Here is a 16380-nt window from a genome sequence, read left to right as displayed (position 1 = left end):
AATGCCGCAGCCGACACTTTCGGACGACCGACAACCCTATGGTTTGTCCGTGACCGTGAGGATTGCTGAATGCCTGATGAGAGTATGCACTTGCCTTTGGTCAACAGCCTGCTGGAACGCCACAAGGGCGCTGCGGGTGCACTGTTGCCCATTCTTCACGATATTCAGGAGCACATCGGCTACATCCCCGATGCCGCCGTCTCCGAGATTGCCCATGCGCTGAATCAGAGTCAGGCCGAGGTGCGCGGGGTGATCAGTTTTTACCATGACTTCCGTACCGCGCCGCCGGCCAAGCATATCCTGCGGCTGTGTCGCGCTGAGTCGTGCAAGAGCCGTGGTGCCGAGCAACTGGCCGCGCAGCTGCGCGAACGCCTGCAACTGGACGACCACGGCAGCAGCGCCGATGGCAGCATCAGTTTGCGGCCGGTGTACTGCCTGGGTGCCTGCGCCTGTTCGCCGGCGCTGGAGCTGGATGGCCGGGTGCATGCGCGGCTCAGTGCCGAGCGTCTGGATGCCCTGCTTGACGCTTGCCGGGAGGACGCTTGATGCCGACGCTCTATCTGCCCTGTGATTCCCTGGCCCGTGCCGTGGGCGCCGATGAGGTAGCAACGGCCCTTACCACTCAGGCCCACGAACGCCATCTGCCGCTGGAGCTGCAGCGCACCAGTTCGCGCGGCCTGTATTGGCTGGAACCGCTGCTGGAAGTGGACACCCCGCAAGGCCGTATCGGCTTCGGCCCACTGACGGCGGCCGATGTGCCGTCGGTGCTTGAGGCCCTGGGCGATCCATCCGCTCATCCACTGGCCCTGGGCCTGGTGGAAGACCTGCCCTATCTGAAGACTCAACAGCGCCTGTTGTTTGCCCGCGCCGGCATCACCCGGCCGCTGTCGCTGGACGATTACCGGGCCCACGGCGGTTTCGAAGGTTTGAACAGATCCGTCACCCTTGGCGGCGAGGAGACTGCGACTGAGGTGTTCGATTCAGGCCTGCGTGGCCGTGGCGGCGCGGCCTTCCCCGCCGGGATCAAATGGCGCACGGTGCGCCTCACCGAAGCGGCGCAAAAGTACATCGTGTGCAACGCCGACGAAGGCGACTCCGGCACCTTTGCCGACCGCATGCTGATGGAAGGCGACCCCTTCCTGCTGATCGAAGGCATGGCCATCGCCGGCCTGTGCGTCGGCGCCACCTACGGCTACATCTATGTGCGCTCGGAATATCCGGATGCCGTGGCCACCCTGCGCGAAGCGCTGGAAATTGCGCGTTCCAATGGTTACCTCGGCGCCAACGTCGGCGGCAGCGGTCAGGCCTTCGACATGGAAGTGCGGGTCGGTGCCGGTGCTTACATTTGCGGCGAAGAAACCGCGTTGCTGGACTCCCTCGAAGGCAAACGCGGGATCGTGCGCGCCAAACCGCCGATCCCTGCGTTGAAGGGCCTGTTCGGTCAGCCGACCCTGGTGCACAACGTACTGACCCTGGCCTCGGTGCCGCTGATTCTGGCCAAGGGTGCGCAGTTCTATCGCGATTACGGCATGGGGCGCTCCCTGGGCACCATGCCGTTTCAACTGGCGGGCAATGTGCGTCACGGCGGGCTGGTGGAACGGGCCTTTGGCCTGACCCTGCGGGAACTGGTGGAGGACTACGGCGGCGGGACCGCCAGTGGTCGGCCGCTGAAGGCCGCGCAAGTGGGCGGTCCCCTCGGTGCCTGGGTGCCGCCGTCGCAATTCGACACGCCGCTGGATTACGAGGCCTTCGCCGCCATGGGCGCGATGCTCGGACACGGTGGCGTAGTGGTGGCCGACGACAGCCTGGACATGGCCCGGATGGCGCGTTTTGCCATGGAGTTCTGCGCCGAGGAATCCTGTGGCAAATGCACGCCGTGCCGCATCGGCTCGACCCGCGGCGTGGAGGTGATCGACCGCTTGCTGGCCGCACCGGACGTGAGCGGTCGCGATGAGCAGGTGATCATCCTCAAGGACCTGTGCGACACGATGCAATACGGTTCGCTGTGTGCCTTGGGCGGCATGGTTTCCTTCCCGGTCGCCAGCGCCCTCAAGCACTTCCCCGCCGACTTCGGCTTGCAGCCCTCGGAGGCCGAGCAATGATCACTCTCTTCGACCCGAAAACCGATATCGATCTGGGCACCCCTGCCCGTGACAGCGACGTGCACGTCACCCTGAACATCGACGGCCGCAGCATCAGCGTGCCCGAAGGCACCTCGGTGATGCGCGCCGCCGCATTGCTGGGCACCACCATTCCGAAACTCTGCGCCACCGACAGCCTGGAAGCCTTCGGCTCCTGCCGCATGTGCCTGGTGGAGATCGACGGCATGCGCGGCTACCCGGCGTCCTGCACCACGCCGGTCAGCGAAGGCATGACCGTGCACACCCAGACGCCGCAGCTCGCGACCCTGCGCCGCAACGTCATGGAGCTGTATATCTCCGATCACCCATTGGACTGCCTGACCTGCTCGGCCAACGGCAATTGCGAGCTGCAAACCGTGGCCGGTCAAGTCGGCCTGCGCGAAGTACGCTACGGCTATGAAGGCGACAACCATCTGGCCGATGTGAAGGACACGTCCAACCCCTATTTCGACTACGACCCGAGCAAGTGCATCGTCTGCAACCGCTGCGTGCGTGCCTGCGAAGAAACCCAGGGTACCTTTGCCCTGACCATTACCGGGCGCGGTTTCGAGTCCCGTGTGGCCGCTGCCGGTGGGGATGACTTCCTCGACTCCGAATGCGTGTCCTGCGGCGCCTGTGTGCAGGCTTGCCCGACCGCGACCCTGATGGAAAAAAGCGTGGTCGAACTGGGCCAGCCCGAGCGCAGCGTGATCACGACGTGTGCCTATTGTGGTGTGGGCTGCTCGTTCCGCGCCGAGATGAAAGGCGAGCAACTGGTGCGCATGGTGCCGGACAAGAACGGTCAGGCCAACCACGGCCACTCCTGCGTCAAGGGCCGCTTTGCCTGGGGCTATGCGACACACCCGGATCGCATCACCAAGCCGATGATCCGCCAGCACATCAACGATCCGTGGCAGGAAGTCAGCTGGGACGAAGCGGTGACCTACGCCGCCAGCGAATTCCGCCGGCTGCAGCAGAAATACGGCCGCGACTCCATCGGTGGCATCACCTCCAGCCGTTGCACCAACGAAGAAACCTACCTGGTACAAAAACTGGTACGCGCCGCGTTTGGCAACAACAACGTCGACACCTGCGCGCGGGTCTGCCATTCGCCGACCGGCTATGGCCTGAAACAGACCCTGGGCGAGTCCGCCGGCACCCAGAGTTTCGACTCCGTGATGCAGGCCGACGTGATCCTGGTGATGGGCGCCAACCCCAGCGACGCCCACCCGGTGTTCGCCTCCCAACTCAAACGGCGTCTGCGCGAAGGTGCGCGGCTGATCGTCATCGACCCGCGACGCATTGATCTGGTGGATTCGGTGCACGCCCGCGCTGAATATCACCTGGCCCTGCGCCCCGGTACCAACGTCGCCATGCTCAACGCCCTGGCCCATGTGATCGTCACCGAAGGCCTGCTCAACCAGGCCTTTATCGACGCTCGATGCGAAGGCAGCGATTTCGCCAACTGGCGCGAGTTCGTCAGCCGCGCGGAAAACTCGCCGGAAGTACTGGGCGCGATTTGCGGTGTACCCGCTGCCGACATCCGCGCCGCCGCGCGTCTGTATGCCACCGGCGGCAATGCAGCGATCTACTACGGCCTGGGCGTCACCGAACACAGCCAGGGCAGCACCGCGGTCATGGGCATCGCCAACCTGGCCATGGCCACCGGCAACATCGGCCGCGAAGGCGTGGGCGTGAACCCGCTGCGCGGTCAGAACAACGTGCAGGGCTCCTGCGACATGGGCTCCTTCCCCCACGAACTGCCCGGCTACCGGCACGTCTCCAACGAGGTGGTGCGCACGCAGTTCGAACAGGCGTGGAACGTCACCCTGCAATCCGAACCGGGCCTGCGCATTCCCAACATGTTCGAAGCAGCCCTGGGCGGCAGCTTCAAGGGCTTGTATTGCCAGGGTGAGGACATCGCCCAGAGCGATCCGAATACCCAGCACGTCACCGCCGCGTTGTCGGCCATGGAGTGCGTGGTGGTGCAGGACATTTTCCTCAACGAAACCGCCAGGTTCGCCCACGTGTTCTTGCCGGGCAGTTCGTTTCTGGAAAAGGACGGCACCTTCACCAACGCCGAGCGGCGTATATCCAGGGTGCGCAAGGTCATGGAACCGCTGGGCGGCAAGGCCGACTGGGAAGGCACCGTGGCCCTGGCCAATGCCTTGGGTTACCCGATGCATTACAAACACCCGTCCGAAATCATGGATGAAATCGCCCGCCTGACGCCAACCTTCACCAACGTCAGCTACGCCGAACTGGAGCGCCATGGCAGCCTGCAATGGCCGTGCAACGCGGCGGCTCCGGACGGCACGCCGACCATGCACATCGAGGAATTCGTGCGCGGCAAAGGGCGTTTCATGCTCACCGGGTACGTGCCCACCGAAGAGAAGGTCAACAGTCGCTATCCGCTGCTGCTGACCACCGGGCGCATCCTCAGCCAGTACAACGTGGGTGCTCAGACCCGGCGTACAGAGAACGTTGCCTGGCATGAAGAAGACCGCCTGGAAATCCACCCGACCGACGCCGAGAGCCGGGGCATCAACGAAGGTGATTGGGTCGGCATCGGCAGCCGTGCCGGGCAGACGGTGTTGCGTGCGCGGATTACCGAACGGGTCGCGCCGGGCGTGGTGTACACCACCTTCCACTTCCCGGAATCGGGGGCCAACGTGATCACCACCGACAACTCCGACTGGGCCACCAACTGTCCGGAGTACAAGGTCACGGCCGTGGAAGTCAGCCGCGTCTATCACCCTTCCGAGTGGCAAAAGCGCTATCAGGCCTTTAGCGACGAACAGGACCGTCTGCTCAAGGAACGCCGCCAGGCCCGTGGCGATAAGGCGGAGGCACGCCGATGAGCACGGACAACCTGATCAAGATGGCCAACCAGATCGCCCAGTACTTCGCCAGCCAGCCGGACCAGGAACAGGCCGTGCTCAGTGTGCGCAATCACCTGCAAATGTTCTGGGCGCCGAGCATGCGCAAGGCACTGCTGGCCTGGCAGACCGAGCATCACGGGGAAGATTTACACCCGCTGGTGCAGGCGGCGGTGACCGGGGCGGGTTGGGAGGCTTAGCCCAACACTGAAAAACCACCTGTAGGAGCGAGCCTGCTCGCGATGGACGTCAACGATGGCGCGTGCTTGCAGGCTAAACGCGGCGCTCTTGAGTCCATCGCCCCCGGATGCAGACACAGGGCTGTATCGGCGCTTATTCGACCTCAATGGGCCCTTTTGTCCCGGCATCGCTGTCGGTCCAAAAGTCTTCCCCCGTCAGGCGCCGATCACCCTGGATCGTGAACGTCATCTTGCCCTGGCGGAACTGCAGCGTGCCGTCGGTGCGCTTGGCGTTGACCCGCTTGCCATTGACCCAGACGTTCTCCTTCGAGTCGATACGTATGGTGGCGACGGTCGCTCCGGCGTCGCTCTTGGCGACCCACTGCCCGGCATACGGCGTCTGGGTGTTCGCGCTGTCGTTGGCGACCGGCGCTTGCGGATTGCTGAACCCGGCCTTGGCGTTTTCGCCCTTGCTCTTGTGGATATCGCAGCCCTCCAGTTCACTCATCTGGGTGCAACCGGATTGTTCGAGCTGTTTGCGGTACTTGTCATTGATGGCATAGGCCGGGGACTGGGCAACGATCAACATGGCCAGCGCCGGCAGGATGATCTTCTTCATGTGTTCCTCTTCTCTGAGCGAAAGCGTGTCGACAGTCAGGTCATTCACTCTAGCTTCTATTGGCCATCGGTCAGCTGACACTGATCACTTCAACGTTAACAGGCAGCAGCAACGACCTGCGCTATCATCGCCCGCTTCGGTGCCCCAAGAGTCTTGAACCCGGATGTCCGTCACTCTGCCATTGCCTGCTGATCATCATTCTCTGCCACCGGTTCTGGCCGGGCCGCTGTTACGCCGTCTGGAGCCCACGCGGCTGGTGATGTGGCTGGTCGGCTCGCGGTCGCTGGCGTTGACGTTGCGTGTGCAGGGTGTCGCCGATGTATGTCTGGATGCCGGGCAATGCACGGTCATCCAGGTGGGCACGCAGGCCTTTGTGCATTTGATCGACGTGCACCTGGAGGCCGCCCTGCCCCGGGACACGCTGATCGAGTACGACCTGCTGATCGATGACGCACAAACAGGTATCGCCGACTGGGCGCCCCATCTGTTGTACGGCGATGCCCGTCGTCCGAATTTCGTTTTGCGCTCACGCATCGATCAGTTGCTGCACGGCTCCTGTCGCAAACCTCATCACCCGTCAGCCGACGGCTTGCTGTGTGTCGATACCTTGCTGGCGCAACCCCATGAGGCCAGCGAGCGCCCGGCACTGCTGATGATGAGCGGCGATCAGGTGTACGCCGACGATGTCGCCGGGCCGATGTTGCGAGCCATTCATGCCTTGATCGAGCGACTGGGGTTGTTCGGCGAGCACCTGGAAGGCGCCGTCGTCAGCGACAGCGCCAAACTCTACGAGCACCCCGCCAGCTACTACCACCGTGCGGATTTGTTACCGGCGCTTGAAAGCAACGAGACCTTGCGCGAGCGATTTTTCGGCGGGGCGCGCAAGCCGATTTTCACCAGCAGCAACGCCGACAACCATCTGGTGACCCTCGCCGAAGTCATGGCCATGTATGTGTTGGTCTGGTCGCCCACGCCCTGGACCTTGATTGCCCCGCAGCCGCCGACACTGACGCCGGACAGGGCTCAGCGCTATGCACTGGAACAAACCCGCATCGATGGCTTCAAGACCGGACTCGGCAAGGTTGCCCGGGCGCTGGCGCATTTGCCGACGCTGATGATTTTCGACGACCACGACATTACCGATGACTGGAATCTCTCCGCGCAATGGGAGGAAACGGCCTACGGCCATCCGTTTTCCAAACGCATCATCGGCAACGCACTGCTGGCCTACATGCTGTGCCAGGGCTGGGGCAACAACCCGGACGCCTTCAGCGGGGTCCTTGAAAACGCGCGCCTGTTGAGCGCCACCGGGCAGGACCGTTACCTCGACAGCCCTGTGCAAGATGACTTGATCGACCAATTGCTGACATTTCAGAACTGGCACTACGTGCTGCCCACCCAGCCGGCCATGGTGGTGATCGACACCCGCACCCGGCGCTGGCGCAGCGAGATGAACCTCAAGCAACCCTCGGGCCTGCTGGACTGGGAAGCCCTCTGCGAACTGCAACAGGAACTGCTGGATCACCCGTGCGCGATCATCGTTTCGCCGGCACCGATCTTCGGCGTGAAACTGATCGAGACCGTGCAGCGGGTGTTCAGTTGGTGCGGTTATCCGCTGCTGGTGGACGCGGAAAACTGGATGGCCCATCGCGGTGCGGCGCAGGTGATCCTGAACATTTTCCGACACTCGCGCACGCCGGCTAATTACGTGGTGCTGTCGGGGGATGTGCATTATTCCTTCGTCTACGAAGTGCTGATCCGACACCGCAAGGCCGGGCCGCATATCTGGCAAATCACCAGCAGCGGCATCAAGAACGAATTCCCCCGCGCCCTGCTCGAATGGTTCGATCGCCTCAATCGCTGGCTGTACTCGCCGCGCTCACCGCTCAACTGGCTGACCAAACGTCGGCGCCTGCGCATCGTGCCGTACGTCCCCGAGCATGCCCAGGCCGGTGAACGGCTATGGAATTCGGCGGGGATCGGCCAGGTGTTTTTCAATGATCAGGGTCAGCCGCAGGACATCTATCAGCACAACGCCAATGGTGCGCCGAAGACGCGCATGGTGCCGCCTGCCGATGAGGGCTGAAGGGATGACCGCCGCTCGTGATCATGACCGCAAACCTGTGGGAGCCAGCCTGCTGGCGATGGACCCGAGTGCGCCGCGTTTAACCAGGCCACCCGCGTTATCGGTAACGACCATCGCGACGGTGCGACGATTCGACAGGCTCGCTCCTACAATGGATCGTGTCACGAATAGAGGCGATGCGAATTGGACCTCACTCGAACCCTGATCATCGGCAACTCAGGTTCCGGCAAGAGCTGGTTGGCAGAGCGACTGTCGCAGCCGTTGCACGTGCCATGGACCGATCTCGACCGCATTCACTGGATATCTGACGAACACAGCATCGCCCGCCCCCGGAACGAGGCGTTGGCCATGGCACGGGTGGCGGCCAGTGAAGAGCGCTGGGTCATCGAAGGGGTGTATGGCTGGATCGCCAGCGAACTTCTGCCCCGCGCCACCGCGTTGATCTGGCTGAGTGTTGAAGATGAGGATTGCGTGGCCAACATTCGCCAGCGCGAGGCCGGGCGCAACGAAGATGACCGGTTGCTGATCGCCTTGCTGGACTGGGCCGGTTGCTATCGCAAGCACGAGGGATCCAGTGGGTTTGCGGCGCATCAGCGGCTGTTCGAGGATTTCACTGGCTCGCGCATTCAGCTGACGAATCGGGCGCAAATCACCTCCTTCGCAACACAGACTCCGCCCGTGTAGGAGCAGCCACAAGCGGCTCCTGCACGAGAACCCGGTTCAGGCAGTTCCTATCGACAACGCTATCCCCCTGACAATCATCTCCACCTCCCGCTCATCAATCGTCAGCGGCGGCAACAGGCGGATGATCTGACCCCGGGTCACGTTGATCAACAGGCTGTGATCCCGTGCGGCGATCAGGGACAGGTCGCGTATCGGTTGCTTGAGTTCGATGCCGATCATCAAACCCCGGCCGCGAATCGCCGACACGTTCGGGTCGTCCGCCAGTTCCGCGCGCAATCTTTCGAGCAGGCGTTCGCCCTGTATCCGCGCGTTTTCCCGCAGTTGCTGCTCCTCGATGATGTCCAGCACAGTGCACGCGACCCGACAGGCCAACGGGTTGCCACCGAAGGTGCTGCCATGGCTGCCGGGCGTGAAGAGTTCGGCGGCTTTGCCCCGGGCCAGGCACGCGCCAATCGGGATGCCGTTGCCCAGGCCTTTGGCCAGGGTCATGACGTCCGGCACGATGCCTTCGTGCTGGAACGCAAACCACTGGCCGGTGCGGCCGATGCCGGTCTGGATTTCATCGAGCATCATCAACCACCCGCGCCGATTGCACAGCTCGCGCACGGCTTTGAGATAGCCCGGCGGCGCCAGTTGCACGCCGCTTTCGCCCTGGATCGGCTCCATCAGAATTGCCACGACGCGCGGGCCATGGGCCTGTTGCACCTGATCCAGTGCCTTGAGGTCGCCGAACGGTACCTTGACGAAGTCCCCCGGCAACTTGCTGAACCCCAGGCGCACCGCCGGCCCATCGCTGGCGGACAAGGTGCCCAGGGTCCGGCCATGGAAAGCGTTCTCCATGACCACCACCAACGGTTGCTCGATGCCTTTGTGCCAGCCATGCAGCCGCGCGATTTTCAGCGCCGTTTCGTTGGCCTCGGCACCGGAATTGTTGAAAAACGCCCGGTCCATGCCGGCCAGGCGCGTCAGTTTCTGCGCCAGTTGCTGCTGCCAATCGATGCTGTACAGGTTCGAGGTGTGCAACAGCAAACCGGCCTGCTCGCTGATGGCCGAGACGATTTTCGGGTGTGAGTGGCCGACGTTGGTCACCGCCACGCCGGCGATCGCGTCCAGGTATTCACGACCGGCCTGATCCCACAGGCGTGTGCCAAGGCCCTTGGTGAAACTCAAGGCCAGCGGTTGGTAAGTGCTCATCAGGCAGGCGGCGGTCATGGCAAAAGCTCCCTCTACGGTCGGTGTTTTTGCAGTATGGTTAGCCACCAGTGCTGGATAAACTCAGCAAAACTTCATTCATTTTAAAGCCAGGCTTGATAATGGATTTGTTCCAGGCAATGAGCGTTTACGTACGTGTAGTCGAAGCCGGCAGCATGACCGCCGCCGCCCAGCAATGTGAGATGTCCACGACCATGGTGGGCAATCATCTCAAGGCCCTGGAGCAGCGCCTGGGTGTGCGCCTGCTCAACCGGACGACCCGGCGCCAGCGCCTGACCGAATTTGGCACGGCGTACTATCAACGCTGCCTCGAAGTGCTGGGGCTGGTGGCGGATTCCGAGCGCCTGGCGGAGCAAACCCACGATGAGCCCAGCGGCACCCTTCGCATCACCGCACCGCTGACCTTCGGCACCGAGCGCCTGGCGCCGGCCTTGAGTGAATTCAGCTTGCACAACCCGCGGGTGAAGCTGGACGTGGTGCTCACCAATCGACGCCCGGACTTGCTGGACAACGGCTTTGACGCGGCCTTCCGCCTGGGCGCACTCGAACCGTCCAACCTGATCGCCCGCCCGCTGATCGACTACACCCTGACCATGTGCGCCTCCAGGGAATACCTGGCGCGTCGGGGCACCCCGGAAAAACCCGAAGACCTGCAACAGCACGACTGCCTGGCGTTCGCCTACCCGGCCGGCGATGACTGGCAATCAGTGGCCCGGCAATGGCGCCTGCACGGTCCTGAAGGCGAAGTCGAGGTGGCGGTCAGCGGTCCGATGCTGATCAACAGCTCGGCGGGTTTGCATCAAGCGGCGCGCACCGGCATGGGCATCGTGATGGTGCCCGATGCGCTGGTGGAGCAAGACCTGCGCGATGGCAAACTGGTCGCCCTGATGCCGAGCTATCAACTGCCGAGCCGGCCGATGCACCTGGTCTATGCCCAGGATCGACATCGCCTGCCGAAACTGCGTCGTTTCGTCGACTTCGCCGTGAAGATGTGGGGCAAGCACTCGCCGCCCCTCACAGCCTCGCCTTCACCAGCACCGGTTTTTCCTGATAGCGGTCCGGGTACAGCTGCTTGAGCTGTGCCACTTTCGGCAGGTCGTTGATCACGATGTAAGGGTACGTCGGATGCTCGGTCAGAAAGTCCTGATGCTCTTCCTCCGCCGGGTAGAAACCGTTGTAGCTTTCCAGTTGGGTCACAATCGGTTTGTTGAAGGCATGAGCGGCGTCGAGCTGGCTGATGTAGGCCTGGGCCACCCGCTGCTGTTCGCTGCTTTGGGTGAAAATGGCCGAGCGGTATTGAGTGCCACTGTCCGGTCCCTGGCGGTTGAGTTCGGTCGGGTTGTGCGCCACCGAGAAGTAGATTTGCAGCAAGGTGCCATAGCTGACCTGACTCGGGTCGAAGGTCACTTCAACCGACTCCGCATGCCCGGTATTGCCATTGCTGACGCGCTCGTACCGGGCCGTGTCAGCCGCACCGCCCGCGTACCCCGAGACGGCGTTTTTCACGCCTTTGACATGCTGGAACACCCCTTGAACGCCCCAGAAGCACCCCCCGGCAAACACGGCCGTTTCGCTGTGGGCCTGCGTGCTTTCATCCAGGGTCGGAGGGGGCAGGACGACAGCCTCTTCAGCACCACCGAAAGAGAACGCCGAGCACTGACTGATGATGCCGGCAGCAGCCAGTCCCAATAAGGTACGGCGCCAGGTGAACAGGTTTTTCATGACGTTGACTCCTGAAGAATTGAGGTCGATCAGCCGAAGGTAAAGGCGTAGGCCGATGCGCCCGGATCCAGAAACTCGATGCTGAACGTGCGGTCGCTCACGCCGCTGTTCTGGCGCACCAGTTGATACAAACGCTGTTCCGTCACGCGACCGCTGCCATCAGGCGCCACGTCCATGCCATGGGCATCGCCGGGGGCCTTGCCGTCGATCAGCACTTTGAAGCGCACCGGTTTGCCGTCCGCGCCGGGGCCGAGCACCAGGTGCAAATCACGGGCGTGGAAGCGATAAACGATGCGGCTGTCCGGGGCGCTGGCGGTGGCCCGTTCCGAGCCGACATGCCACTGGCCGCCCAGGCTCCAGTCGTTGAGGGCCAACTGCTTCGCTGGCGTGTAGGTCGCCACTTTGTCCGGCACCAGTGAGGTTTCCGGCACGAAATGCTCGGCTCGCTGGTAGCCGACGTAAGTTTCCGGCGACAGCACTTCGTTGTTGTCCGGGGCCATCTGCACGCCATCGGCCTTGGCGCTGATCAGCCCGTCCGACACCTTGGTCGCGCCGGCTTCACGCAACAGTTGCTGGATGACCCGCTCCGATTCGGCGTACTCGCCTTCGCCAAAGTGGTGATAGCGGATACGCCCCTGGGCGTCGGCGAAATAGTGCGCCGGCCAGTATTCGTTGTTGAAGGCACGCCAGATCTTGAACTCGTTATCAATGGCCACCGGGTAATTGATCCCCAGGTCCTTCATGGCCTGGGTGACATTTTTAACGTCGCGTTCGAAGGCAAACTCCGGGGCATGCACGCCGATCACCACCAGGCCCTGATCGCGATATTTCTCGGCCCAGGCTTTGACATAGGGCAGCGAACGCAGGCAGTTGATGCAGGAGTAAGTCCAGAAATCCACCAGCACCACTTTGCCCTTCAAGGCCTGGGCATCGAGCGGTGGCGAGTTGAGCCACTGCACCGCGCCGCTCAGCGGTGGCAGGTTGCCTTCGACCGGCAAGGTGCCCGGGGCTTTGTCAGCCACTGGCAGTGCACCTTCTTCAGACACCGGGTTTTGCGCCCTCATCGCCGCGCTGTCACGGGGTGACTTGTCGGCCAGGCGTCCGACCAGCGCCTGCTCGATTCCGCCGGTCGAGGCCGTGGAGAATCGCGCCAGAAGCCCGGTATCGAGCCCCAGGGCAATCGCCGCCACACCCGCCAGCATCGCCGCGCCGAGGCCACGACGCAGCCACTCCCCGGCACCGATTGAACGCTTCATCGCGGCGAAGACCTTGCCGCCGAGCAGCAATGCCACGGCCAACGATGTGGCGGCACCGGCGGCATAGGCCAACAGCAGCAAGGTGGTCTGGATGCTCGCACCTTGCAGCGCCGCACCGGTCAGTAACAACCCCAGAATCGGCCCGGCACAGGGTGCCCACAGCAGCCCCGTGGCAACGCCGATCAAGAACGAAGCGCCAGGACGCGGCCGCGCATCGGCGCCGGCCACTTCCGACAGGCGACTGCCGGCCGCCACGAGCGGGCGGGTCAGACGCTCAGCCAGTTGCGGCAACAACAGCGTCAGGCCGAACAGCGCCACGAACACCAGCGCCAGCCAGCGCCCGTATTGATTGAGTTGCACCACCCAACCACCGCCGACCGCCGCCAGGGTGGCCACCAGCGCGAAGGTCAGCGCCATCCCGGCCAGCAGCGGCAATCCGCTTTTGATGAACGGCTGTCCGGTGCGGGCAAAGACGAACGGCAGGACCGGCAGAATGCACGGGCTGACGATCGTCAGCACACCACCGAGGTAAGCAAGGAGCAGTAGCCACATGGCGATTACCTGCAAAAAATGAGGGGTGGGAATCAGGCTGTCCTGGGCTCGAACTTCATGGCCAGGCCGTTCATGCAGTAGCGCAGCCCGGTGGGTTTTGGACCGTCATCGAAGACATGGCCCAGATGCCCGCCGCAACGCCGGCAGTGAACCTCTTCGCGCAGCACACCGAAGGAGCGGTCCTGACGGGTGGCCACGGCCTTGTCCAGCGGCATCCAGAAACTCGGCCAACCGGTGCGGCTGTCGAACTTGGTCGCCGAGGAAAACAGCGGCAGGTCGCAACCGGCACAGGCAAACGTGCCGTCGCGGTGCTCATTGTTGAGCGGGCTGCTGTAGGCCCGTTCAGTGCCCTCCTCACGGAGGATTTCATACTGTTCGTCGCTCAGGATCGCGTGCCATTCACTGTCGCTGTGGGTCACTTCGAACACCTCTGCCGCGTCCGCCTCGCTGATCAGCGCGGTACTCGCGGAAAATTTGGGCAACAGGCCGATGGCCAGGGCTGCAACCCCCAGTCCGCCGCTCACTGCGAGAAATTGCCGCCGCGAAAATCGTCTTGAATCCATCGCCGCCTCCAAAAATCCTGGGCCGTTTTCATTGAACACAGCCTAGGCTTGGGGTGATCGCCAAATCCTCACGGGGAGTTAAACAATTCGTGATAACTCCGGCCGCGGAAAAGCCGCACAATGCCTGGGTATTTCAATGGTGGGAGCGAGCAGGCTCGCGCCTACCACGAGCAGCATTTCGCACAATGCATTCATTGCGCCGAAGGATTGAGCTGGATGGAACAGACCAAACGAGTCCTCGTGGTCGAGGACGATTTGCATATCGCCGACCTGATCTGCCTGCACCTGCGCGATGAGCAGTTCGAGGTGGTGCACTGCGCGGACGGCAACGAAGGCATGCGCCTGCTGCAGCAAGGCAGTTGGGATGCGCTGATCCTCGACCTGATGCTGCCCGGCGTCGACGGCCTGGAAATCTGCCGGCGCGCCCGTGCCATGGCGCGCTACACCCCGATCATCATCACCAGCGCCCGCTCCAGCGAAGTGCACCGGATTCTCGGCCTGGAACTGGGGGCCGACGATTACCTGGCCAAGCCGTTTTCCATGCTTGAACTGGTGGCCCGGGTCAAAGCGCTGCTGCGCCGGGTCGACGCCATGGCGCGCAACCTGAAGATGGATGCTGGCAGCCTGATCCTCGACGGTCTGGCCATCGATCCGATCACCCGAGAAGTGTCCCTCGACGGTCGGCGCCTGGACCTCACCCCGCGAGAATTCGACTTGCTCTACTTCTTCGCCCGCCAGCCCGGCAAGGTGTTTTCGCGCATGGACCTGCTCAATGCCGTGTGGGGCTACAGCCACGAAGGCTACGAACACACGGTCAACACCCACATCAACCGCCTGCGCGCCAAGATCGAGACCGACCCGGCGCAACCGGTGCGCATCCTGACGGTGTGGGGGCGCGGCTACAAATTCGCGACCGGGGAGGAGCAGCCATGAGGTTAACCCTGACACAACGCCTGTCGCTGGTGTTCGCCGTGTTGCTGCTGGTGTGCTGCGGTACGTCGGCGTGGATGCAGGTGCGCTCCAACCAGATGCACGAGCAAGAAGTGGTGCAAGGTTTGTCCCGGGACCTGGCGCAACACATCGCCAGCGACACGGTGCTGATGGACACCAAGGGCCTGATGCCCGGTGCCGTGCGCGATCTGTTCAGCCAGTTGATGCTGGTCAACCCGAGTGTCGAGGTGTACCTGCTCGACACCGAGGGCAAGATTGTCGGCAGCGCCGCGCCGGAGGGTCGGATACACCGCGAGCGGGTCGACCTGGCGCCGATCCAGCGCCTGCTCAGGGGCGACGCCTTGCCGATTCCCGGCGACGATCCACGCAGTGTCGACGGGCGCAAGGTGTTCAGCGCCGCGCCGCTCAAGGTCGATGGCAAACCGGCTGGGTATCTCTATGTGGTGTTACTCGGCGAAGACCATGATCGCCTCGCCGAACGCGGTGCGACCAGCGCGGCGCTGAATACCGCGCTGCTGTCCATCGGCTTGGTAGCGTTGCTGTGCCTGATCGCCGGTCTCACGGCGTTCGCCCTGATCACCCGGCCATTGCGCCGCCTGACCGAGACCGTCAGCCAGTTCGACATCGACGGCGTTCCGGTCACGCCGCCCACAGCGGCTCCGATGGAGAAAGCCGCCAGCCATGACGAAATCGCCATACTCGACGCCACGTTCCGGCAGATGCAGGCACGCCTCAGTGAACAATGGCGCACCTTGACCCGCCAGGATCAGGAGCGCCGCGAACTGGTGGCGAACATCTCCCACGACCTGCGCACCCCGCTCGCGTCGCTGCATGGTTACCTGGAAACCCTGTCGCTCAAGGACGCCACCCTGTCCCCCGCCGACCGTCGTCGTTACCTGGGCATCGCGCTGGACCAGAGCCGCAAGGTCGGTGGCCTGGCGCAATCGCTGCTGGAACTGGTGCGACTCGAACATGGCTTCGTGCAACCGGTGCTGGAGCGCTTCTCCCTGACCGACCTGGCCCAGGACATCTTCCAGAAATTCGAGCTGACGGCCGAGGCGCGTCAGGTCGAATTGAAGGCCACGTTTGCCCCTCACGTTTCGGCGGCCTGCGCTGATCTGGGGTTGATCGAACGGGTGCTGACCAACCTGTTCGACAATGCCTTGCGCCATACCCCACCCGGTGGCGAGATCGAACTCGGCTTGCGGCCACAGGGATCGTTTGTTGAAGTCACCGTCAGTGACACCGGCCCCGGCATCGCCCCCGAGCTGCGCGAAGGCCTGTTCCTGCGGCCGTTCAATATTGGCGGGGCACGGCGTGATGGCGGGTTGGGCCTGCGGATCGTGCACCGCATCCTGCAATTGCACGGCCGCGACATTCAGTTGATCGATGTGCCAGGACGCGGCGCAACGTTCCGCTTCTCTCTCGCAGTGGATGAAGCCACCGCGTCGGCGTTGGCAGAGCGTTCAATGAACCTGAACACACCGGGGCACGCCTGACGGGCCGAGGCGTCCCATCGCGGGCAAGCCTGCACCTGCAGCGAGGTGCACGCCTTGA

At 63.3% G+C, this 16380-nt stretch carries 13 protein-coding genes and 1 pseudogene; 9 read left to right on the top strand and 5 right to left on the bottom strand.

Translation table 11 applies throughout. The annotated features are described in order from the left end of the window. The first annotated feature begins 69 nt into the window (after positions 1 to 69). Genes ACX3YD_RS21040 through ACX3YD_RS21025 form a run of 4 tightly spaced genes read left to right on the top strand, consistent with a single transcriptional unit; the run spans position 70 to position 5199 of the window. Positions 70 to 546, top strand: a complete 477-nt coding sequence (locus ACX3YD_RS21040; protein WP_458960906.1) for a formate dehydrogenase subunit gamma — start codon at positions 70 to 72, stop codon at positions 544 to 546. Then, positions 546 to 2102 carry a formate dehydrogenase beta subunit gene (locus ACX3YD_RS21035; protein ID WP_458960905.1) on the top strand — a complete coding sequence of 519 codons (1557 nt, stop codon included), beginning with the start codon at positions 546 to 548 and terminating at the stop codon, positions 2100 to 2102. The genes ACX3YD_RS21040 and ACX3YD_RS21035 overlap by 1 nt, the downstream gene beginning before the upstream one ends. Then, positions 2099 to 4981 carry a formate dehydrogenase subunit alpha gene (gene fdhF, locus ACX3YD_RS21030; RefSeq protein WP_458960904.1) on the top strand — a complete coding sequence of 961 codons (2883 nt, stop codon included), beginning with the start codon at positions 2099 to 2101 and terminating at the stop codon, positions 4979 to 4981. Before ACX3YD_RS21035 ends, fdhF begins: the two co-directional genes overlap by 4 nt. After that, the gene (locus tag ACX3YD_RS21025) at positions 4978 to 5199 is read left to right on the top strand and encodes a formate dehydrogenase subunit delta (RefSeq protein ID WP_103405281.1); all 222 of its coding nucleotides are present in this window, start codon (positions 4978 to 4980) and stop codon (positions 5197 to 5199) included. The genes fdhF and ACX3YD_RS21025 overlap by 4 nt, the downstream gene beginning before the upstream one ends. A gap of 133 nt (positions 5200 to 5332) precedes the next feature. Here ACX3YD_RS21025 and ACX3YD_RS21020 read toward each other — a convergent pair whose 3' ends face one another. Further along, positions 5333 to 5797, bottom strand: a complete 465-nt coding sequence (locus ACX3YD_RS21020) for a hypothetical protein (protein ID WP_458960903.1) — start codon at positions 5795 to 5797, stop codon at positions 5333 to 5335. A 163-nt stretch (positions 5798 to 5960) separates the two neighbouring features. Here ACX3YD_RS21020 and ACX3YD_RS21015 point away from each other — a divergent pair, with 163 nt between their 5' ends. Both ACX3YD_RS21015 and ACX3YD_RS21010 read left to right on the top strand, forming a co-directional pair. Next, positions 5961 to 7883, top strand: a complete 1923-nt coding sequence (locus ACX3YD_RS21015) for an alkaline phosphatase D family protein (protein ID WP_458960902.1) — start codon at positions 5961 to 5963, stop codon at positions 7881 to 7883. A 183-nt stretch (positions 7884 to 8066) separates the two neighbouring features. Next, positions 8067 to 8567 (top strand): P-loop NTPase family protein, encoded by a 501-nt coding sequence (locus ACX3YD_RS21010; protein WP_458960901.1) that lies wholly within the window; start codon positions 8067 to 8069, stop codon positions 8565 to 8567. Between the two features lie 36 nt (positions 8568 to 8603). Here the strand turns inward: ACX3YD_RS21010 and ACX3YD_RS21005 are convergent, their stop codons facing one another. Beyond that, a complete protein-coding gene (locus tag ACX3YD_RS21005) occupies positions 8604 to 9779 on the bottom strand; it encodes an acetylornithine/succinylornithine family transaminase (RefSeq protein WP_458960900.1) in 1176 nt (391 codons plus the stop codon). 101 nt (positions 9780 to 9880) lie between these two features. On the opposite strand from ACX3YD_RS21005, the pseudogene ACX3YD_RS21000 reads away from it, so the two are divergent. Then, positions 9881 to 10783, top strand: a pseudogene (locus ACX3YD_RS21000) (LysR family transcriptional regulator); the annotation flags it as partial. Between the two features lie 10 nt (positions 10784 to 10793). On the opposite strand, the gene msrA reads toward ACX3YD_RS21000, so the two are convergent. Genes msrA through msrB form a run of 3 tightly spaced genes read right to left on the bottom strand, consistent with a single transcriptional unit; the run spans position 10794 to position 13872 of the window. Then, positions 10794 to 11501, bottom strand: a complete 708-nt coding sequence (gene msrA, locus ACX3YD_RS20995) for a peptide-methionine (S)-S-oxide reductase MsrA (RefSeq protein ID WP_458960899.1) — start codon at positions 11499 to 11501, stop codon at positions 10794 to 10796. 29 nt (positions 11502 to 11530) lie between these two features. Then, the gene (locus ACX3YD_RS20990; RefSeq protein WP_458960898.1) at positions 11531 to 13309 is read right to left on the bottom strand and encodes a cytochrome c biogenesis protein DipZ; all 1779 of its coding nucleotides are present in this window, start codon (positions 13307 to 13309) and stop codon (positions 11531 to 11533) included. A 32-nt stretch (positions 13310 to 13341) separates the two neighbouring features. Continuing rightward, positions 13342 to 13872: a peptide-methionine (R)-S-oxide reductase MsrB gene (gene msrB / locus ACX3YD_RS20985; RefSeq protein WP_458960897.1), complete on the bottom strand. Its 531-nt coding sequence runs from the start codon at positions 13870 to 13872 to the stop codon at positions 13342 to 13344. Positions 13873 to 14088: 216 nt separating this feature from the next. Here msrB and ACX3YD_RS20980 point away from each other — a divergent pair, with 216 nt between their 5' ends. Both ACX3YD_RS20980 and ACX3YD_RS20975 read left to right on the top strand, forming a co-directional pair. Further along, entirely contained in the window at positions 14089 to 14805 is a 717-nt protein-coding gene (locus ACX3YD_RS20980; protein ID WP_090467259.1) for a response regulator transcription factor, read from the top strand. Then, positions 14802 to 16322, top strand: a complete 1521-nt coding sequence (locus ACX3YD_RS20975; protein WP_458960896.1) for a sensor histidine kinase — start codon at positions 14802 to 14804, stop codon at positions 16320 to 16322. Before ACX3YD_RS20980 ends, ACX3YD_RS20975 begins: the two co-directional genes overlap by 4 nt. Positions 16323 to 16380 lie beyond the last annotated feature (58 nt).

Source organism: Pseudomonas fluorescens group sp. PF-1, assembly GCF_054481335.1.
The sequence above is the reverse complement of the archived record's forward strand: the minus strand, read 5'-3'. Positions and strand labels throughout refer to the sequence as shown.